This is a genomic window from Agromyces sp. NPDC057679 (genome assembly GCF_042799635.1).
In the GTDB taxonomy this organism is placed as follows: domain Bacteria; phylum Actinomycetota; class Actinomycetes; order Actinomycetales; family Microbacteriaceae; genus Agromyces.
On record NZ_JBHVIK010000002.1, the window covers coordinates 586,598 to 605,707 of the forward strand.

The 19,110-nt window shown below is 73.3% G+C and carries 19 protein-coding genes and 1 pseudogene; 7 read left to right on the forward strand and 13 right to left on the reverse strand.

The features are described from left to right. Nucleotides 1–67: 67 nt before the first annotated feature. From ACFVAJ_RS09640 to hutH, 4 genes are all read right to left on the reverse strand, one after another. Nucleotides 68–910, reverse strand: coding sequence for a CPBP family intramembrane glutamic endopeptidase (locus tag ACFVAJ_RS09640; protein ID WP_376943511.1), 843 nt, complete (start codon nt 908–910; stop codon nt 68–70). Continuing rightward, nucleotides 907–1,716, reverse strand: coding sequence for a CPBP family intramembrane glutamic endopeptidase (locus tag ACFVAJ_RS09645; protein ID WP_376943513.1), 810 nt, complete (start codon nt 1,714–1,716; stop codon nt 907–909). The genes ACFVAJ_RS09640 and ACFVAJ_RS09645 overlap by 4 nt, the downstream gene beginning before the upstream one ends. A 181-nt stretch (nt 1,717–1,897) precedes the next feature. Beyond that, nucleotides 1,898–3,307 carry a M23 family metallopeptidase gene (locus ACFVAJ_RS09650; RefSeq protein WP_376943515.1) on the reverse strand — a complete coding sequence of 470 codons (1,410 nt, stop codon included), beginning with the start codon at nt 3,305–3,307 and terminating at the stop codon, nt 1,898–1,900. A gap of 289 nt (nt 3,308–3,596) precedes the next feature. Next, nucleotides 3,597–5,159, reverse strand: coding sequence for a histidine ammonia-lyase (gene hutH, locus ACFVAJ_RS09655; RefSeq protein WP_376943517.1), 1,563 nt, complete (start codon nt 5,157–5,159; stop codon nt 3,597–3,599). A gap of 86 nt (nt 5,160–5,245) precedes the next feature. On the opposite strand from hutH, the gene ACFVAJ_RS09660 reads away from it, so the two are divergent. Then, nucleotides 5,246–6,022 (forward strand): IclR family transcriptional regulator, encoded by a 777-nt coding sequence (locus ACFVAJ_RS09660; protein WP_376943519.1) that lies wholly within the window; start codon nt 5,246–5,248, stop codon nt 6,020–6,022. 81 nt (nt 6,023–6,103) lie between these two features. Then, complete coding sequence (locus tag ACFVAJ_RS09665) at nt 6,104–6,532, forward strand: cupin domain-containing protein (protein ID WP_376943521.1); 429 nt, start codon at nt 6,104–6,106, stop codon at nt 6,530–6,532. Here ACFVAJ_RS09665 and ACFVAJ_RS09670 read toward each other — a convergent pair whose 3' ends face one another. Continuing rightward, complete coding sequence (locus ACFVAJ_RS09670) at nt 6,533–7,126, reverse strand: antibiotic biosynthesis monooxygenase (protein WP_376943523.1); 594 nt, start codon at nt 7,124–7,126, stop codon at nt 6,533–6,535. Nucleotides 7,127–7,255: 129 nt separating this feature from the next. After that, on the reverse strand, nt 7,256–7,831 hold the full coding sequence (locus ACFVAJ_RS09675) for a helix-turn-helix domain-containing protein (protein ID WP_376943525.1): 576 nt from the start codon (nt 7,829–7,831) through the stop codon (nt 7,256–7,258). A 77-nt stretch (nt 7,832–7,908) separates the two neighbouring features. On the opposite strand from ACFVAJ_RS09675, the gene ACFVAJ_RS09680 reads away from it, so the two are divergent. Both ACFVAJ_RS09680 and ACFVAJ_RS09685 read left to right on the forward strand, forming a co-directional pair. Next, complete coding sequence (locus ACFVAJ_RS09680) at nt 7,909–8,625, forward strand: ABC transporter ATP-binding protein (RefSeq protein WP_376943527.1); 717 nt, start codon at nt 7,909–7,911, stop codon at nt 8,623–8,625. Next, nucleotides 8,622–9,419: an ABC transporter permease gene (locus tag ACFVAJ_RS09685; RefSeq protein WP_376943529.1), complete on the forward strand. Its 798-nt coding sequence runs from the start codon at nt 8,622–8,624 to the stop codon at nt 9,417–9,419. The genes ACFVAJ_RS09680 and ACFVAJ_RS09685 overlap by 4 nt, the downstream gene beginning before the upstream one ends. A gap of 10 nt (nt 9,420–9,429) precedes the next feature. Here ACFVAJ_RS09685 and ACFVAJ_RS09690 read toward each other — a convergent pair whose 3' ends face one another. Continuing rightward, complete coding sequence (locus ACFVAJ_RS09690; protein WP_376943531.1) at nt 9,430–10,338, reverse strand: LysR family transcriptional regulator; 909 nt, start codon at nt 10,336–10,338, stop codon at nt 9,430–9,432. 70 nt (nt 10,339–10,408) lie between these two features. On the opposite strand from ACFVAJ_RS09690, the gene ACFVAJ_RS09695 reads away from it, so the two are divergent. Beyond that, nucleotides 10,409–11,488 (forward strand): YeiH family protein, encoded by a 1,080-nt coding sequence (locus tag ACFVAJ_RS09695; RefSeq protein ID WP_376943533.1) that lies wholly within the window; start codon nt 10,409–10,411, stop codon nt 11,486–11,488. 28 nt (nt 11,489–11,516) lie between these two features. Here ACFVAJ_RS09695 and ACFVAJ_RS09700 read toward each other — a convergent pair whose 3' ends face one another. Beyond that, a complete protein-coding gene (locus ACFVAJ_RS09700) occupies nt 11,517–12,506 on the reverse strand; it encodes a YihY/virulence factor BrkB family protein (protein ID WP_376943535.1) in 990 nt (329 codons plus the stop codon). 183 nt (nt 12,507–12,689) lie between these two features. Between ACFVAJ_RS09700 and ACFVAJ_RS09705 the strand changes: the two genes are divergently transcribed. Next, nucleotides 12,690–13,175: a hypothetical protein gene (locus tag ACFVAJ_RS09705; protein WP_376943537.1), complete on the forward strand. Its 486-nt coding sequence runs from the start codon at nt 12,690–12,692 to the stop codon at nt 13,173–13,175. Nucleotides 13,176–13,191: 16 nt separating this feature from the next. Here ACFVAJ_RS09705 and ACFVAJ_RS09710 read toward each other — a convergent pair whose 3' ends face one another. The 5 genes from ACFVAJ_RS09710 to ACFVAJ_RS09730 form a co-directional block, all read right to left on the reverse strand. Continuing rightward, nucleotides 13,192–14,553 (reverse strand): acyltransferase, encoded by a 1,362-nt coding sequence (locus ACFVAJ_RS09710; RefSeq protein WP_376943539.1) that lies wholly within the window; start codon nt 14,551–14,553, stop codon nt 13,192–13,194. Nucleotides 14,554–14,643: 90 nt separating this feature from the next. After that, nucleotides 14,644–15,318, reverse strand: coding sequence for a response regulator (locus tag ACFVAJ_RS09715; protein ID WP_376944627.1), 675 nt, complete (start codon nt 15,316–15,318; stop codon nt 14,644–14,646). Next, nucleotides 15,315–16,691 carry a sensor histidine kinase gene (locus ACFVAJ_RS09720; RefSeq protein ID WP_376943541.1) on the reverse strand — a complete coding sequence of 459 codons (1,377 nt, stop codon included), beginning with the start codon at nt 16,689–16,691 and terminating at the stop codon, nt 15,315–15,317. The genes ACFVAJ_RS09715 and ACFVAJ_RS09720 overlap by 4 nt, the downstream gene beginning before the upstream one ends. A gap of 80 nt (nt 16,692–16,771) precedes the next feature. Next, nucleotides 16,772–17,809, reverse strand: coding sequence for an alpha/beta hydrolase (locus ACFVAJ_RS09725; RefSeq protein WP_376943543.1), 1,038 nt, complete (start codon nt 17,807–17,809; stop codon nt 16,772–16,774). An 85-nt stretch (nt 17,810–17,894) separates the two neighbouring features. Further along, complete coding sequence (locus ACFVAJ_RS09730; RefSeq protein WP_376943545.1) at nt 17,895–18,425, reverse strand: GNAT family N-acetyltransferase; 531 nt, start codon at nt 18,423–18,425, stop codon at nt 17,895–17,897. A gap of 270 nt (nt 18,426–18,695) precedes the next feature. On the opposite strand from ACFVAJ_RS09730, the pseudogene ACFVAJ_RS09735 reads away from it, so the two are divergent. Next, nucleotides 18,696–19,110 (forward strand): annotated as a pseudogene (locus ACFVAJ_RS09735) (ATP-dependent helicase); the annotation flags it as partial.

The following is a 19,110-nucleotide window of genomic DNA, read 5'->3' on the forward strand; positions in this document are numbered from 1 at the left end:
TGGTCGGCTCGGGGGCTGTTCGGGTGTTCAGGATGCCGCCGACCCGCAGTGGCGGCATCCCCTGCCTCTATCGCCCGGGGACCGCGGTGCCCGGCTCGACCAGGCCTGCGCCGGCCGCGTTCTCGCCGGCCTTGCCGCGGATGAAGATCAGCAGCACGAGGCCCGTGACGATGACCACGGGGTTGCCCAGTGCCGCGAACGCGGTGAGCGGGCCCTCGGCCGGGTGCAGGGTCTGCAGGAAGATCGACGGGTCGGTCGTCGCGTGCAGCAGGATCGGCCAGATCAGGTGGCCGGTGACGCGCAGGGCGAGGTACATGCAGATGCCGAACGCGAAGGTGTAGACGAGCTGCAGCAGGGTCGGGACGAGTGCCTGCCCCGTGAGCAGGTTGCCCGAGTGCAGCAGCGCGAAGAGCGCTGCGGAGACGAGGGCGACCGTGATCTCGCGGTACCCGCCCTTGCGCATGAGGTTCACCACGAAGCCGCGGGTGAGGGTCTCCTCGGCGAATCCGACGAGCAGTCCGGCCATCAGCCAGGCGACCACGATGCCGGCACCGGCCTCGCCGTAGTCGATCGTCGCGAACCGCAGCACGTTGAAGAGCAGCACGGCGACGACGGCGATCCACATCCACCCGCGCCCGCGGATCGGCTGCGGGCCGAAGAGTTCACGCAGCCAGCCCAGCGACCAGGCGAGCACGACGAGGACGAGGCCGCCGAACGCGACCGGGATCGCTGTGAAGATCCAGACGATCGCGGCCTCGTCGGTCTCGCCGGCCGGGAACAGCGGCGCGAACAGCAGCGGGACGCCCTGGTACACCGCGTAGTACGCGACGACGACCAGGAGCGAGCGCCACCATCCTCCGTGTTCCCAGAACCGTCGCCAGGGCGACCCGGCCGTCTCGGCGGCGGTCATGCGAGGCTCGCGGCGTTCGCAGCCGGAAGCGGTGCGTCGGTGCGCTCGTCGGCGCCGCGGATGACGAAGGCGACGACGATGAGGCCGAGCGCGCCGGCGAGCATGAAGACGGGGGAGGCGAGCGCGGCGAGCGGGCCGGGGGTGCCGTGGCCGACGGCGAAGGTCGAGAAGTCCCACAGCCCGTGCAGCACCATGGCCCAGATGAGGGTGCCGGTCGTGCGACGCAGGATGTAGAAGATCGTGCCGCCGAGGAACGCCATGCCGACCTGTGTCATCGTGAGGCCGATGTCCTGCCCGGAGAGGGCGTTCGTGAGGTGCATGAGGGCGAACGCGGCCGACGTGAGGAACCACACCCAGCCCTCGTGGAGACGGCTGCGCAGTCCCACGAGCAGCAGGCCGCGGGTCGCCATCTCCTCCGTGAAGCCGACGAGCAGGAGCACGATCGACGCGGCGAAGAAGCCGAGGTCGTACGAGCCCCAGTCGGTGCTGGCGAGGTTGATCACGAGCGCGACCGCCATGATCGCGGGCACGAAGATCGGCCAGCGGGCGCCGTGCTTGCGATCGAACAGGGCCGGTCGCCACCAGCCGAGCAGGCTCGCGGTGATCGCGAGCAGGATCGCGCCCACGATGAGCATGAGCCCCGCGCCGAGGAAGAGCGTGCCGCCGTCGCGGCCCATCTCGGTGTACGGCACGCCCGAGAGCTTGCCGACGATGAACACGACGATGACGTAGCCGAGCCAGATCGCGAGACCGATCCAGACTCGAGGACGAACGCGGAGGACCGGTGCCGGTTGCGGGGAAGTCATGATCCGAACGTATTGGATCGAGGAGGCCCAGCACTCGTCGACGCGAGGCGGCGGCGCGAATTCACCCGGGCGCCCGGCCGCGCCGCCGAGGCGCCGTGTTGCTCGACTGGGCGGAGGAACTCTGCAGCGGACTCGCCGACCTCATCGCCTGAGGCGGTCGGCGGCCCGGAGGCCTCGCACGTCAGCCGAGCTTGATGCCGCGTGCCGCCATGAACGGGATCGCGTCGATCGCCGAGCCGTCGAGGCGCACCTCGTAGTGCAGGTGGCAGCCGGTCGAGGCGCCCGTCGAGCCGACCGCGCCGATGAGCTCGCCGGCGGAGACCTTCTGGCCCGGGGCGACGAGGATGCCGCCGTCGATGAGGTGGGCGTACCCGGTCGAGACGCCCGAGCCGTGGTCGATGAGGACCCAGTTGCCGTACGAGCCGTTCGCGCTGGCCTCGACGACGGTGCCGGCGGTCGCGGCGAACACCGGGTTGCGGCAGCCCGCGGCGAGGTCGGTGCCGCGGTGGAAGTCGTTGACGTCCGGCAGCGGCTTGTTGGGCCGGGGGCCGAAGCCGTCGGTGAGGCTGCCGTTCTCGACGGGATTCGACCAGCCCTGGTCGCTGAGCTGCCCGGAGTCCTGCGGAAGCGTCTCGAGGAAGGCGACGCTCGTCGACGCCACGCGCGTCTTCAGCCCGGACAGGGCCGAGCGGGCCTTGTTCACCGCGCGCTCGGCGTCGGCGACCTTCTCCTCCGCGGCGTCGACGTCGATTTCGTCGACCGCCGCCCACGCCTCCTCGGCACGGGCCTCGGCCGCTTCGGCCTCGGCGGCGCGCTTCGCGGTGATCTCGAGCAGTTGGTCGGCGTCTCCGGCGATGTCGGAGATGCGCGCCACTCCACCGAGCCCCGCGAGGAGGTCGCGCCCGGAGCCGAACGCGGCGCCCATCGAGTTGAGGGACGCGTTGCCGCCCTTCGACGCGGCGAGGTAGCCCGCCGCGGCCACTTCGGCGTCATGGCGCGCGTCGTCGGCGAGCGACTGCATGCGCTCCGCGATGTCGCGGGCGACCTCGCGCGTCGACCGCAGTGCCTCGAGCTCGGCCTCGGCGTCGCGCAGCGCAGCGACCGCGCGGTCGAGCCGGGCCCGTGCCTTCAGCAGGGGCCCGACGTTCGAGTCGGTCGTGGTCGAGATCCGGGCGAACGGACCGTCTCCGACGAGCACCACCGGTGCCCGGGGAGCCGTGGTCGGCTCCGGTGCGGGCTGCGGGGTTCCCGGCGTCGGAGTGGGCTTGGGCGTCGGCGTCGGAGTCGGCGTGGGCGTCGGGGTCGGCTCGGGAGTCGGCGTCGGCTCGGGAGTCGGCGTCGGAGTGGGCTCGGGCGTCGGCGTGGGCGTCGGCTCCTCCGTCGGCGTCGGCTCCTCCGTCGGCGTCGGCTCCTCGCTCGGCGCCGGCTCTTCAACGGGCGTCTCGACGTTCGACGGATCGGTCGGCGCAGGTTCGGTGGCCGAGGTGTCGCTCGTCGTCGTGTCGGTCGCCTCGACCGGTGCCGTCTCCTCGGCCACCGCCGGCGGGACCACGCTCATGCCGATCAGCACCGCGATCGCGGCGGCCGCCACCGCAGTCCCGCTCGGCCGGGCGCGACGCGCTCGGAAGGGATCTCTCGCGGTGACTCTGAAGCGGTGCGGCATTGGTTTCCGTTCGGGTTGCCGGGCTTTCGGGCCGACGTACCTCAGTCTTGCATCCGTCCGTACGGGGCACAACAGCCCGACGCGGCGTGCCCGTGCCCTCTTCGGGGGAGCCGGTGGGAACGCGGGAGCGCCGTGACGACGGACGAGGGGCGGCCCGCTGCGCGAGTCCGCCCCTCGAATCCTCGGAGATCGGTGCCGGAACCCGGCGGGAGGAACCTCAGTCGAGGGAGCCGAGATGCGCCGCCGCGCGTGCGGCGACCTCGCCCGACAGCACCGCGGCGGTGATCGCCTCGATCTCGGGCGAGAGGAAGCGGTCGGGGCCCGGGCCCGCCCCGAGCGACTCGGTGAGGGCGACGACGGCACCGGTGGGGGCGCCGGGCTCGAGGGGAGAGCGAAGCGCGAGGCCGCGGGCGGCCGTCATGAGCTCGATCGCGAGCACGCGTGCGAGCCCGTCGACGGAGCGGCGGAGCTTCCGGGCGGCTGCCCAGCCCATCGAGACGTGGTCCTCCTGCATGGCCGACGAGGGGATCGAGTCGACCGAGGCCGGCACGGCGAGGCGCTTGAGCTCCGAGACGATGCCCGCCGCGGTGTACTGGGCGATCATGAGGCCCGAGTCGACGCCGACCTCGTGCGCGAGGAACGGCGGCAGGCCCTGGTTGCGAGCCCGGTCGAGGAAGCGGTCGGTGCGGCGCTCCGACATCGACGCGACATCCGCCGCGGCGATGGCGAGGAAGTCGAGCACGTAGGCGACCGGGGCGCCGTGGAAGTTGCCGTTCGACTCGACCCGGCCGTCCTTCGTGAGCACGGGGTTGTCCACCGCGCTCGCGAGCTCCGCCTCGGCGACGCCGATCGCGTGCGCGACCGTGTCGCGGGCGGCGCCGTGCACGATCGGGGCGCAGCGCAGCGAGTACGCGTCCTGTACGCGGCCGTCCTCGGGGCCCTTGTGCGAGTGGATGATCGGCGATTCGGCGAGCAGCCTGCGGAAGTTCGAGGCCGAGATCGCCTGGCCGCGCTGCGGGCGGAGCGCCTGCAGGTCGGCGGCGAAGACGGCATCGGTGCCCATGAGGCCCTCGACGCTCATCGAGGCCGAGATGTCGGCCGTCGTGAGCAGCAGCTGGAGGTCGGTGATGGCGAGGGCGAGCATGCCGAGCATGCCGTCGGTGCCGTTGATGAGGGCGAGGCCCTCCTTCTCGCCGAGGTGGAGCGGCGCGATGCCGGCGGACGAGAGCGCGGCCGCGGCATCCGTGAGCTCGCCGGACGCGTCGCGCACCTCGCCCTCGCCCATCGCGACGAGCGCGCAGTGGGCGAGCGGGGCGAGGTCGCCCGAGCAGCCGAGCGAGCCGTACTCGCGCACGACGGGGGTGATGCCCGCGTTGAGGATCGCCGCGTAGGTCTCGGCGGTCTCGCGGCGCACGCCCGTGCGGCCGGTCATGAGGGTCGAGAGGCGCAGCAGCATGAGCGCGCGCACGACCTCTCGCTCGACCTCGGCGCCCGAGCCGGCGGCGTGCGAGCGCACCAGGCTCGCCTGCAGCTGCGCGCGGCGGTCCTCCGCGATGAAGGTCGTCGCGAGCGCGCCGAAGCCCGTCGAGATGCCGTAGTGCGGGTTCGGGTCGGCGGCGAGGCCGTCGATGATCTCGCGGCTCGCGGCGACCTCGGCGAGGGCGGCGTCGTCGAGCACGACGGGGGCCCCGTGGCGGGCCACCGCGACGACGTCGTCGATGCTCAGGCCGGCGATGCCGACGGTGACGGCAGTGGGGGTGGAGGTCGCGTTGCTGCTCATGACTGATATTCCACCGTGTGGATGCCTCGCGCGGGAGCCTCGATCGGCCGTGGCCGTCTGGCATCCCGGACGATAGTCTCGCGGGTATGGCGACATCGAAGGTGCCGGCGGCCGACCAGACGCTCGCGATCCTCGCGCACCTCGCCGCGCAGCGCGGGCCGGTGGCGGCCGCGACCATCGCGCAGGCGCTCGAGCTGCCGCGCTCGACCGTCTACCACCTGCTCGCCGTCATGCAGGAGCGCGGATTCGTCGTGCACCTGCCCGAGGAGCGGCGCTACGGCCTCGGCATCGCCGCCTTCGAGCTCTCGAGCGGGTTCAGCCGCCAGCAGCCGCTCGCGCGGCTCGGCGGCCCGCTCGTCGCGGGCCTCGTCGACCGCATCGGCGAGAGCGGCCACCTCGCCGTGCTGCACGGTCGCGACGTGCTCTACCTCGTCGAGGAGCGCGCCCCGCGACGCCCCTCGCTCGTCACCGACGTCGGGGTGCGCCTGCCCGCGCACCTCACCGCGACCGGTCGCGCGATGCTCGCCGCGCTGCCGCCCGCCCAGTTGCGCGCGCTCTACCCCGACCGGGCCGCGTTCGCCTGGCGCGGGGCGCCGAGCGACGCCGGCGAGTGGCGGTACGGCCGGCTCAAGCAGGTGCTGCAGCGCGTGCGCGAGACCGGCTGGGCCGGCGAGGACGGCGAGGTCACCGAGGGCCTGGCCTCGGTGGGCGCGGCCGTGCTCGACCACGTGGGGTGGCCGGCCGCGGCGATCGCGGTCACGTATCGGGGCGACTCGGATGCCGCGGCGCACCCCGAGGAGATCGCCGCGGCCGTGCGTTCGGCGGCCGCCGAGCTCTCACGCCGCATCGGCGCCGCGCGCTGACGGCCGACGCTGTCGGGATCTCGACGGAGATCGTCGGTTTCCGACGAGTCGAGCGTCGGGCCCCGCCGGTAGCTTGGCCGTATGACGGCATACGAGGTACTCGAGATCGGCGCGCAGGGCGACTGGCGCGCACACCACGGCGGATTCCGCCCCGACAGCTCGCGCGACGGCCGACGCGTCGTCGACCACGATCTCGCGATGCAGTACATCGGCCTCACCGCGAACGCGCTCGAACCGGGTGAGGAGGCCGGCTACTGGCACACCCACTCGCGCATCGAGGAGCTCTACGTGTTCCTCTCGGGGCGCGGTCAGATGGGGCTCGATGACGAGGTGGTCGACGTCGGCCCCGGCACCGTGGTGCGTGTCGGCCAGGACGTCGCGCGCACCTGGCGCTGCGCGCCCGACGGCACCGAGCAGCTGCGCTGGCTCTGCATCAGGGCCGGCGGCGGCGAACTGCCGCACCTGCCCGACGACTCGGCGCGCCTGCCCGAGAAGCCGATGCCCTGGTAGCTACGCGCGGGGCGTGAGCCAACGGTGCAGCCTGCGGGTGACCCACGGCAGCACCCAGTAGGTCATGATCGGCGTGAGGATGAGCGTCGTCACGAGCGCCCGCAGCCAGATCGGCAGTTCGCCGAAGCCCGGCACCGGCGACACGAGGTACGAGAACGCGAGGTTCACCGGGAAGAAGCCGAGCCAGATGGTGACGGCCTGCTTCCACCGCGGCGGTGCGGGCGGCGGGGATGCCTCGGAGAGGGGCGTGCCCGTGGCATCCGCCGCAGGAATCGACCCGGTGGCCGGGTCGTCGAACCAGCCCTCGATGCCGGTGCGCCGCTTGCTTCGCTCGGAGCGCACGAACCCCTCGCCCATCGACAGCCACCAGGTGCGCTCGCCCGAGCGCTCCCAGGCCTCGAGGGCCTCTTCGCTCGCGAAGCGGTAGAGCATGTGCCAGACCTGCGACGACTCGCCCGCGCGCACCCAGCCCGAGCCGAGGAAGCCCGGGTACTTGTTCGCGAGGTTGACGCCCGTCTGCACCCAGGCGGTCGCCTCGGCGATGTGCGCGGGGTCGACCTCGCGGCGGATCGAGACGGTGATGGGTTCGGACATGCGTGTTTCCTCGGGTTCCGGGCGCTTGTGGCGGGGGAAGCGGGTGGGGGAGACGCCGCAGGGTGGTGCGCGCCGACTGTCGAGTGTAGTTCGAGGATGTTTCGCGTTCGTGACGGCGGGCTCGGCGGATTACCGCGCGGATGACGGCGCGGGCTGATCGGCGGGATCGGGCATGAGCACGGTCGAGAGCATGACCGTGCGGCGAGCGCTCGCCGGATCACCCGTGTCGTCGCCCGGGGGAGTCAGGTAGGGCGCGAGCAGTTCGCCGAGGCCCGCCTGGATGCGCGCGAGGTCGTCGGTGCCGACGTGCAGGCGAACCTGGCCGAAGCCGAGGAACTCGCGGAAGCCCGCGTCGGCTGAGGCGCGATCGAAGTCCTCGCCGAGGTGGGCGAGGAAGGTGAGGAACGACTGCTGCAGCTCGCGGTCGCCCATGTCGCGCAACTCCTCGTGGTCGACGTGGGCCATGCGCTCGCCGAGGGCGAAGGTGCGTTCGACGGCGCCCCGGATGCGCCGCTCGTCGACCACGGCGATGAGCCCGGCGTCGACGAGGGCGGCCACGTGGCGGTAGAGCGTCGCCTGGGCGATGTCGGGCAGGGCGTTGCGCAGGTCCGACGTCGTGACCCGGCGGCCGTCGCCGAGCTGCTGGATGATCCGTAGCCGGACCGGGTGCATGAGGACATCGGCGATCGGCGAAGCCTTGCGCACGGGGTGCTCCCTCCATTATTCTCATGATGAGAACATTCTCAACAACTGATCGAAGTATCCCACCGAAGGGTGATCCCATGAACTCCACCGCGATCGAGGTCGCCGGGCTGTCGAAGCGCTTCGGCGACGTCGACGCCGTGCGCGAGGCGAGCTTCCGAGCCGAGCCGGGGCGCGTCACCGGGTTCCTCGGCCCGAACGGTGCGGGCAAGTCGACGACGCTCGCCATGCTGCTCGGGCTGACCCGGCCCGATGCGGGCACGGCACGCATCGGCGGCGCCGCGTACCGCGAGCTCGCCGACCCGAGCGGCACGGTGGGCGCGGTGCTCGACGCTGCAGGCGTCCACCCGGCGATGACCGGTCGCGGCCACCTGCGGGCGTACGCCGAGCTCGGCGGCCACGCGCAAGCGCGGGTCGCCGAAGTCGCGGCGACGACGGGAATCGGCGAGTACCTCGATCGCCGAGTCCGCGGCTACTCGACCGGCATGCGCCGCCGCCTCGCGCTCGCGACGGCGCTCATCGGCGACCCGTCGGTGCTCGTGCTCGACGAGCCCTCGAACGGGCTCGACCCCGCGGGCATCGTCTGGCTGCGCGCGTTCCTCCGTGACTTCGCGGCGCGCGGCGGCACCGTGCTGCTCTCGAGCCACGTGCTCACCGAACTCCAGCACGGCATCGACGACCTCGTGCTCATCGACCGGGGTCGCGTCGCCTGGTCGGGCCCCCTCGAGGACTTCACCGACTCCGCCCCGAGCCTCGAGGCGGCGTTCCTCGCCCACACCACGGAGGTGCACCCGTGATCGCACTCGTTCGCGGCGAACTCGCCAAACTGTTCGCGACCCGCCTGCCGTACGCCGCCCTGCTCACGGCGCTCGGCTGCGGCTTCGGGTTCACCGCGCTGCTCGCGCTCCTCGGACCCGGCGACTCGACCCCGCCGTTGCCCGGCATCGAGACGGCCGACGGCGTCGGCCTCGTCGTCGGCATGGGCGGCCTGCTGCTCTTCGTGCCCGCGCTCATCGGCACCGTCGCCGTGACCGGGGAGTATCGTCACCGCACGATCGGCACCACGTTCCTGACCGTCCCGCGGCGGGGTCGAGTGCTCGCGGCGAAGCTGCTCGTCTTCGGCGGGCTCGGGCTGGCATACGGCGCCGCCGCAGCCGCCGGAACCGCAGTGGCGCTGCTCGTCGCGGCCGCCCTGCGCGGGGTCGAGCTCGGCGTGCCCGCCTCGGCGCTCGTCCTGATGCTGGTCCAGCTCGCGCTGGCCGCCGCGGTCTACGCGGTGCTCGGCGTCGCGATCGGCGCGCTCGCCCGCAACCAGCTGCTCGCGGTCGGCATCGTGCTCGGCTACTTCTACTTCCTCGAGCATGTGCTGCTCCTCATCCCCGGCGTCAACGTCATCCACCCGTTCCTCCCGGGCGGTGCGACGGCCGCGCTCACCGACTTCACCTTCCTCAGCGAGGCGATCGGCGAGCAGATCCCGATCTCGATGCCCGCGGCGACCTCGCCCGGGGTCGGTGCCCTGATCCTCCTCGGCTACGCCGCGGTCGCCGCGGTAGTCGCCGTCGCCGTGCCGCTCCGCCGCGACGTGCGGTAGCGGGCGGCGGTCAGCCGCCGAGCTGGCCGAGCATGGCGGCCGCGGGAGCCGAGAGCGGCTCGCCGGCGCGCCACACGGCCCTGAGCCGCCGGCGGAGGTCGAGCCCGTCGACCGGCACCTCGACGAGCTCGCCGCGCGCGATCCACGGGCGCGCGGCGAGCTCGCTGAGCACCGCGGGGCCCGCGCCCGACGCGGCCGAGATGAGCACGGCCGCGTTGCTCGAGAGCACCATCGCCGGAGCGGCGAGCTCGTTCCCCGCGGTGCCGCTCGTCGCCGGGCCGAGCGCCTCCGCGAGCGTCGAGCGGGTGCCCGATCCGGCCTCGCGGGTGACGAGCGGCGTTGCGGCGAGCTCGGCGGCGGTGACGTGGGTGCGTCTCGTCCAGGGGTGGGTGGGGGCGACGACCACGACGAGGCGATCGCGCGCGACGATGCGGCTGTGCGGCCCGCGCGGCACCGAGGGCGACTCGACGAAGCCGAGCTCGATCTTGCGGGCGACGAGCAGCTCGAACACGTGGGTCGAGTTCTCGACGCGCACCCTGACGTCCAGCTCGGGGTGCACGTGCCGGAGCCCGGCGATCCAGGCGGGCAGCAGGTACTCGGCGACGGTGAGGCTCGCCGCGAGGTCGAGGCGCGCCTCGTGCCGTTCGCGCAGCGCCGCGGCGGTCGCGAGCAGTTCGGCGGCGCCGTCGACGAGGCGCCCGGCGAGTTCGGCGACGACGAGTCCGTCGGCCGTGAGCCGCGAACCGCGCGGGTGGCGCTCGACGAGCGTGAGCCCGAGGTTGCGTTCGAGGTTCGCGATCGAGCGGCTGGCGTTGGGCTGCGCCATGCCGACGGCCCGGGCCGCGGCGCCGAGGCTGCCGTGCACGCCGACGGCGGCGAGCAGTTCGAGCACGGGGAGCTCCGGCCAGCGGGTGGGCATATCTGAATGATATGCCTCGATGCCGGAACGACGGCTACTGCGCTCCGCACGGTGCTGCGAGGGTGAATGGGTGCTCCGCCGTGCCCCCGCCCCCGTCCCCGTCCCGAAGCGCCCGCTCGCCGGACGGGTCGTCGCCCGATTCCGCGTGCTCGCCCCGGGGCTCGCGGTCGCGGCGGGCGCCGCGGGGCTCGCGCTCGCCGCGACCCTGATCGTGCCGACGCTCAGCGCACTGCTCACCGCGATCGTGCTCGGCGTGCTCGTGCGCAACCTCGTGCCCCTCTCGCCGCGGCTCGAGCCCGGGCTCGCGTTCGCGGCGAAGCCGCTGCTCCGCCTCGGGATCGTGCTGCTGGGCCTCCAACTCGTGCTCGGCGACATCCTCGCCCTCGGGCCCGGCATGATCGCCGTCGTGATCGCGATCGTCGCCGGCGGCATCGGCGCGACCCTCCTCATCGGCCGCTGGCTCGGCATCGGCGCGACGCAGCGGCTCCTCATCGCCTGCGGGTTCTCGATCTGCGGCGCCGCCGCGGTCGCCGCCGTCGACGGGGTCGTCGACGCCGAGGAGGAGGAGGTCGTCACCGCCGTGGCCCTCGTCGTCATCTTCGGCACGCTGATGATTCCGCTCGTGCCCTTCGTCGCGGGCCTCCTCGGCCTCGACGACCGGCAGGCCGGCATGTGGGCGGGCGGGTCGATCCACGAGGTCGCGCAGGTCGTCGCCGTCGGCGGTGCGCTCGGCGGCACCGCGCTCGGCGTCGCGGTCGTCGTGAAGCTCGCCCGCGTGCTCATGCTCGCCCCCGTGATGGCCGTCATCGGCCTGCAGCGGCGCCGGGCGCTCGCGAAGGCCGAGCTCGAGAGCGGTGCGGATGCCCCTGGCGGCCGCCGGGCCGCGAAGCAGCCCCCGCTCGTGCCGCTCTTCGTCGTCGGGTTCATCGTGATGGTCGCGATCCGCTCGCTCGGCATCGTGCCGCCCGCCGTCGTCGCCGGTGCGGGCGTCGTGCAGACCGTCCTGCTCGCCGCCGCGATGTTCGCACTCGGCACGGGGGTGCGGTTCAGCATGTTCAAGCGGGTCGGGGTGCGCCCCTTCGCGCTCGCCGGCGCGTCGACCGTCGTCGTCGGCGGCATCGCGCTCGCCGGGGTCGCCCTCGTCGCCTGAGCGGAGGTCGGGGCCGCGGCCCCGCGGTTCACTCCTCGAGGCGCAGGTGGCGCGAGGCCTGCTCGTCGCGTTGGCGCTGCTCGCGATTCTTCGCGATCATGCGATCGTCGCGGAGCGGCAGCTGCACACGCTCCTCGGCGATGATGCCCGCCCGCAATTGGCGGGCACGCTCGACCTCGGTGTCGAGCACGCCGCCGAACAGCAGCGCGAGGTTCGACAGCCACACCCAGAGCAGGAACGCGATCGCCCCGCCCAGGGCGCCGTAGTTGCGCTGGTACGCGCCGATGCCGAAGACGTACAGGCCGAACAGCGCGGTGACGATCACCCAGGCCAGCAGTGCGCCGACCGCGCCGACGCTGAACCAGCGCAGGTGGCGGCGCTTCACGTTCGGGGCGGACCAGTAGAGGAGCGCGATGAGGGCGATGCCGATCGCCGCGAGCACCGGGATCTTGCCGAGGTCCCACCAGAAGGCGACCCCCTCGTCGAGGCCGAGCACGCGGGCGAGCGCCTCGGCCACCGGCCCCGACACGACGAGCCCGATCGCCGCGAGCGCGGCGAGCACCACGACGGCCGCCGAGACGGCGAGCATCGCCGGTCGCATCGCCCAGAACGGGCGACCCTCCTCGACCTCGTAGATGCGGTTCAGGCCCCGCCCGAGCGATCCGACGTAGCCCGACGTCGCCCAGAGCAGGCCGACGAGACCCGTCGCGAAGGCGAGACCCGCATGCGAGGCATCCAGCAGCTGCTCGAGGGGCGTGCGCAGGGCGGCGGCCGTCTCATCGCCGCCGAGCTCGCCGACGACGTCGAGGAACACGCCCACCGCGGTCTCGGCGCTGCCGAAGATGCCGATCGCGGCGAGCACGGCGAGGAGACCTGGGAGGGTCGCGAGCACGGCGTAGAAGGTGAGGGCCGCCGCGATGTCCTGCACCTGGTTGATGCGGTACTCGTGCGCCGTGCGGGTGAGGATGACCCGCCAGTCCTCGCGCGACAGCCGCACGGGGGAGTCGTGGTCGGGCATGCAGGTCTCCGATCGGGGGCAGTGCCGAGCCTAGGGCGTGCGGCCCGCGAGCGGGAGGGGGTTGCGGGTCACGCGCGCGTTCGACACCGGGCCGCTCGTGGGCGAAGATATGCCGACGGCCACCGCCGCACGCGACCGACGCCCACTCGACTCGAACCCGAACGACACACCGGAGCCGCAGCCATGTACGACGCCCCACGCCCCGACCGGCCGCCGGCCTACCAGCTCAACCCGCTGCGGGTGCGCCGGGCCTGGCTGAAGGTCGCCTTCGTGCTCGTCTCCGGTGGCCTGCTGCTGGCCGTCATCGCGGCGTTCTCGGGCGCGGGCCTCGGCGGCACGATCACGCAGGTCGCGCTCGAGGCCGCCTGGTGGATCATGCTCGCGCGGTGCCTGCGCTCCGAAGAGGAGGAGCTCGACCCGTCGCGGCCGTGGTGGCAGGCGACCTACCGGCCGACGGCGAGCTTCGCGATCACGGCCTACTTCGCCTTCGGCGTCGCCTTCTCGACGATCAACTTCATGCCGCTCGCCGCGCACCTGCCGATGGACGACGTGCTGGGCTTCGCGATCCGCGTGATCGTGAACGTCCTGCTCGGGCTGTTCTACCTGCACTCCGCCGTGCGGTTGAAGATCCGCGAGCTGCGCCGACGGGCCGACGGCGCCGGTCGCTGACCTGGCCCGACACGGGTCACCGCAACCGGAGGACGAGCGCGCCACGCACCCGCCCGGCCAGCCACGGGCGCAGCCGCGGGCCGGTGAGCGCGAACCCCAGCAGGGCGAGCGCGATCGCAGCCGGCACCGGGCCGAAGCCCGCGACGAGCAGCACGACGACGCCGCCTGCGGCGCAGACCGACTCGAGCGCCGTCATCGCGCGGCCGGCGCGGTCGGCGGCACTCGTCCCGGCAGTGCGACCGTGGCGCCCGCCCGATCGCTCGAACCGGGCGAACACGAGCACGACCGCCGCCACGACGACCGCGGAGACCACGAGCCAGATGGGGCGGCTCGCCCACCATCCGGCGCTGAGCGGCTCGGGCAGCGGCAGCCCGAGCACCGCGTTCGCGGCGAGCGCCGCACCCGCGAGCCCCACGAGCACGGGCATGTGCCAGAGGTACACCGTCATCGCCCGTTCGCCGACGAAGGAGATCGCGCGCGAGGCATCCCGCTCGTCGACCCAGGCGCGGATGCGCGGGCGGGCGAGCTGGAACAGCGCGAGCTGGGCGACGCCGAGCACGACGAGGCACAGGCTCGGAGGGTTGAGGTTCTCGAGCATGTCGACCGGGTACGGCCCGGCGAGCGTGATCACGGCGAGCAGCAGCAGGGATGCGCCGGCGAGGCCCCAGAGCGTGCGACGGGCGAGCCCGTCGAGGGCGCCGTCGGCGAGATGGAAGCCGAGCTGGTGCACGAGCAGCCAGACGAGCAGCAGGTTGAGGTAGCCGATCGGCTCGACCCCCGTCGACAACCGGAGCAGGTCGATCGCGACGACGCCGGCGAGCAGCGCCAGCGGGGTGAGCACCGGGGCCCGCTCGTGCAGGCGAACGAGGAACGGCACGAGGGCCGAGAGCCCGAGGTAGACCGCGAGGAACCAGAGCGGCTGCCCGATGCGGAACCCCGCGATGCCGACGATCTCGGCCGGCACGCCCGCGAGCGACAGCGCGACGAGCGCGACCGCGACGACGGCGACGAGGGCGATCGCCGGGCGCACGAGACGCTCGATGCGGGCCCGGACGTACTGCGCGGGCGTCGCGCCGCGGGCGCGCATCGACCGCCAGTGCGTGATGCTCGAGAACCCGCCGACGATGAAGAAGAGCGGCATGATCTGCACGACCCAGCTCACCGGCCCGAACCACGCCTGGTGCTCGAGGGCGTTCTCGAGCACCGGCCCCTCGGGGCCGAGGCTCACGCCGACCATCATCGCGTGCAGCGCGAACACGACGACGAGCAGCACCACGCGGATCGCGTCGACGCTCTGGTCGCGTCGCACGCCGGTGCGTGCACGAACGGATGCCTCTGCGCGGGCCGCGAGCCGCGGGCGTTCGAGTGTCTCGGTCATGGCGAGAGGCTACGAACGCGGTCACGCGGACGGCATCACCCCGGCGAGCGGTTCGGCGACGGTACCCCGGTACTGGCCGGGTCGGATCCGTCAGCCGGAGGAGGGAGTGACGAGGCCCGTGTCGTACGCGAGCACCACCGCGTGCACGCGATCGCGCAGGCCGAGCTTCTGCAGGATCTTCGAGACGTGCGTCTTCACCGTCTGCTCGGCGATGAAGAGCGCCGCCGCGATCTCGGAGTTCGACATGCCGCGGCCGACGAGCGTCAGCACCTCGAGCTCGCGCTCGGTGAGGTCGGCGAGGCGGTTGCCCGTGGGCTTCGGCGGCGGGCCCGATCGGGCGAAGTCCTCGATGAGGCGCCGGGTCACGCTCGGCGCGAGCAGCGCGTCGCCGCCGGCCACGACGCGCACCGCCTGCACGAGTTCGTCGGGCGTGGCATCCTTCAGCAGGAACCCGCTCGCACCCGCCCGCAGCGCGTCGTAGACGTACTCGTCGATGTCGAAGGTCGTGAGCATCAGCACCCGCGGCACGTAGTCGGAGCTGCGGGGCGGCGTCTGCAGGGCGCGCGTCGCCTCGATGCCGTTCTGTTGCGGCATGCGCACGTCCATCAGGACGACGTCGGGGCGCAGCTCGTGCGCGAGCGAGACGGCCTCGAGCCCGTCGGCCGCCTGACCCACGACCTCGATGCCGGGCTGCGCGCCGAGCACGGCCGCGAACCCGGCGCGGACCATCGCCTGGTCGTCGGCGATGAGCACCGTGATCGTCACCATTCGCCTCCGTCCGACCCGAGCGGAAGGGTCGCGAGTACACGGTATCCGCCACGGGGGCGGGGCCCGTGCTCGGCACGCCCGCCCAGGAGCGCCGCGCGCTCGTCGATGCCGACGAGTCCGTGCCCGCCGCCCGTGCGCTCGGCCGGCTCGGGGCCGGGGGTCGGCTCGCCCTCGGCCGGGGCGGGCGGCGGTTCGTTCTCGACGGCGACGACGAGGTCGTCGCCGAGCAGCTCGACGGACACGTGCGTCGCCGCACCGGGCGCGTGGCGCACGACGTTGCTCAGCGCCTCCTGCACGATCCGGTAGGCCGCCGTGACGGCCAGCCCGCCGGCGGGAACCCCGGCGTCGACCTCGAGCGTCACCGGGACGCCGGCACGCTCGACCGAGCCGACGAGGGCCGGCAGGTCTTCGAGGCCGGGCTGCGGGGCGGTCTCGGCCTCGGCCTCGGCGCTGCGCAGCACACTCAGCAGCTGCCGCATCTCGGTCATCGCGGTGCGGGCCGAGTCGGCGATCTCGGCGAACTCGGTGCGAGCCGCGTCGCTCAGGCCCTCCACCCGGTACGGCGCGCTCGTCGCCTGCACGTGGATGATCGAGAGGCCGTGCGCGACGACGTCGTGCAGCTCGCGGGCGATGCGGTTGCGCTCCTCGACGAGCACCCGTCGCTCCTGCTCGGCGGCCGAGACGGCGCGCTCGCGGAACAGCTCGCCCGCGATCACCCGCCACTGCACGACCAGGAACGAGACCGGCAGCGCGATCGCGGTGAGCGAGGCTGCCGCGATCTCGTTCGCGGTCGCCCCGGCATCGGTGAACGCGAACGGCAGCGTGACCACGACCGCCGCGAGCCAGGCGACGAACAGGCCCCGCCAGCTCATGCCGAGCAGCCCGAGCACGAACAGCAGGGCGGCCTGCCCGATGATCGTCGTCACGGGCCACGGCCACGGTGCGCCCTCGGAGCCCGAGGAGAGGAGCGCGAACACGAGGATGCCGGTCGTCGCGATGACGACGGCCGTCTTCGGGAACCGCATCGCGAGCGGCAGCGGGATCGCGAGGGCGAGGCCCGTGCCGAACGCGGCGAGGAGGTGCACCTCGTAGATCGTCGCGGCGAGCGGTACCGAGACGACGAACAGCACGACGGCGAGCAGCGAGGTCGCCACCCAGACCCACGCCAGGAACCGGCGCTCGGGGTCGCGCGGCGTCGACCGCGCGCGCGCCAGCGTCAGCTTCGGCCACTGCCGCGCGGTGGATCGTGCGGGGGCCTCCGCACCGGTCGGCGCGGATGGAGTGGAGGGCGCAGGAGGCGCTGGCGGCGCGGGCGCCCGCGGCGGCTCGGTCTCGCGACCGGCCGCCGGCTCGGGCTGGATGTGGTCCATGATGCGAGTCAGCCTGTCACGACGCGCCGCAGCGCACATCCCTCCCGGGAGCGATCCGCCGGGGCGTACCTCGGTAGGGGTCAGCCGAGTTGCTCGTGGAGGAACGCGGCGACGCGCACGCGCAGCGCCTCGTCGAGGATCCCGATCGAGTGCTCGCCGCCCGGCACGACGGCGAACTCGACGGGGACGCCCGCGCTCGCCAGTTCGCCGGCGAGCCGCTGCGACTGGCCGATCGGCACGATCTCGTCTTCGGCGTGCCCGATGAAGACGGGCGGGTCGCTCTCGTCGGCGTGGGTCGCGGGCGAGGCATCCACCGCCTGGGGGCAGGCGTCGTCGTCGACGCCGGGTTCGCAGCCGAGGTACGCGGCGATGATGCTGCGCAGCCAGACGGATGCCCCGTCGGCGGCCAGATCGTCGGCGCGGAGTCCGACGGGGCCCGAGAGCTCGACCACGGCGGCGACCCGTGACCCCTCGTCGTGCGCGCCCTCGCCCGAGGTGCCGAGGAGTGCGGCGAGGCTGCCGCCCGCCGAACCGCCCAAGGCGCCGATGCGCGCCGGGTCGATGCCGAACCGCTCGAACTGCTCGGGTTCACGAAGCCACTCGACCGCGAGGGCGACGTCGTCGATCGCCGAGGGGAAGACCGCGTCGGGCACGAGGCGGTAGTTCACCGAGACGGCGACGAATCCCTCGCTCGCGAGCCAGCGGCAGACGTTGCGCCAATCGGTGTTCGCCTTGTCGCCGCGCTGCCAGCTGCCGCCGTGGATCGAGACGACGGCGGGCAGGGTCGGCGCGGCGTCGGCCGCCGCGGCGGCCTCGGCGGGGACGGCTGCGCCGGTGCCCCCCTCGGCGTCCGCGGCGGTGGAGACCGCGGCGACCGGGGCCGCCGGGTGGCACACGTCGAGCGTCAGCAGCGTGCCGTCCTCGCGGACGCCGTACTCGAGGTCGGCGTCGACGACGATCCCCTCGGGCGGGATGAAGGTGCGGATGCCGACGCGGTCGGTGCCGGCGACCTCGCTCGCCGAATCGAAGCCCGGCGGGTCGATCTCGCGCAGCTGCTGGTGGAAGCCCGAGAGCGCGAGGATGCCCGTGAGGGCGGCTGTCACAGCCGTCGCGGCCACCGCGACCCGCCTGCGGCGGGCGCCGGAGCCGCCTGTGCGTCGGGTCGAGTTCACACCGGGCTCCGGGTTCAGGGGTGGAGCGATGCTAACCCACGCGCAGCGACTTCGCCATGCAGACGCTGTACTGCTCGCCCACGTAGGGGCCGAACAGCGGGATCACCCGGTAGCCGTGCTTCGCGTAGAGCGCTTGCGCCGGGTGGTGCAGGGTGCCCGTCTCGAGGACGAGCTCCGCGAGGCCGTGCGTCACGGCGTCCGACTCGATCGACTCGAGGAGGAGACCGGCCACCCCGAGCCCGCGCGCCGACTCGTCGACGAACATCCGCTTGAGCTCGCCCCGACCCTCGCCGAGCGAGGGGTGCTCGACGAGTGCGGCGATGCCGACCGCGACCCCCTCGGCGGTGCGCGCCACGTGGAGGCGCACGCCCGGTCGCTCCAGTTGCGAGACATCCAGCAGGAAGCAGGCCTCGGGCGGGTAGCCGAGCGAGTGCGAATAGCGGGTGCTGCCGTCGAGCAGTCGCTCGATCTCGGGCTGCCGGGGCGACTCGACGGCCACGGTGGCGGCCACGGTGGCGGCGACGGCAGTGGATGCTGCGGTGCTGGTGCGTGCGGCGGGCATGCGCCGAGCGTAGGTGAGCGCTGTTTCGCACGTGTTTCGCCCGTGTTCGGGGGTTTCCCAGCCGCTTTCCGCTATCGTGGTGGAGTCGGTTCTGGACACCGTGCGCTGCACGGATGGGTTTGTGAGTCTGTAGGGCCGGTTTCGAGACGTTCGGTCTCGGATAGTCACCGTATGTGAACGGCCCCGGTCGACGTTGTTCCGGGTTCTCAGTGTGCTGCGCTCGCAGTGGCGCTGCCATGTACATCGAGTACAACCCAGGAAGTCACCACCATGCCCAAGAACAAGAAGCCCAAGGGCGGCCGACCCGCCGCGAACTTCGACCCCTCGTACGCTAAGGGCGGCAAGGGCCGCGGAGGCCAGAAGGCGGGCTCGCGCAGCCCCGGCCACCGCGGCTACCGCCCCGAGGAGGAGGCCCCCCGCAAGGAGCGCTGGTCGCGCGACGAGCGCGTCGCCTCGGGCCGCACTCCCCACCGCGCCGACCGTGAGGGCCGCGCCGCGAACGACCGCGACGACCGCGCCCCCCGCTCGTACGACCGTGACGACCGCGGCCCCCGTCGCGAGTACGGCGACCGGCCCGCCCGCCCGCACTACCGCGAGGACCGTCCGACGCGTTCGTTCGACCGTGACGACCGTGCTCCCCGTCGTGACCGCGACGACCGCGCTCCCCGCTCCTTCGACCGCAACG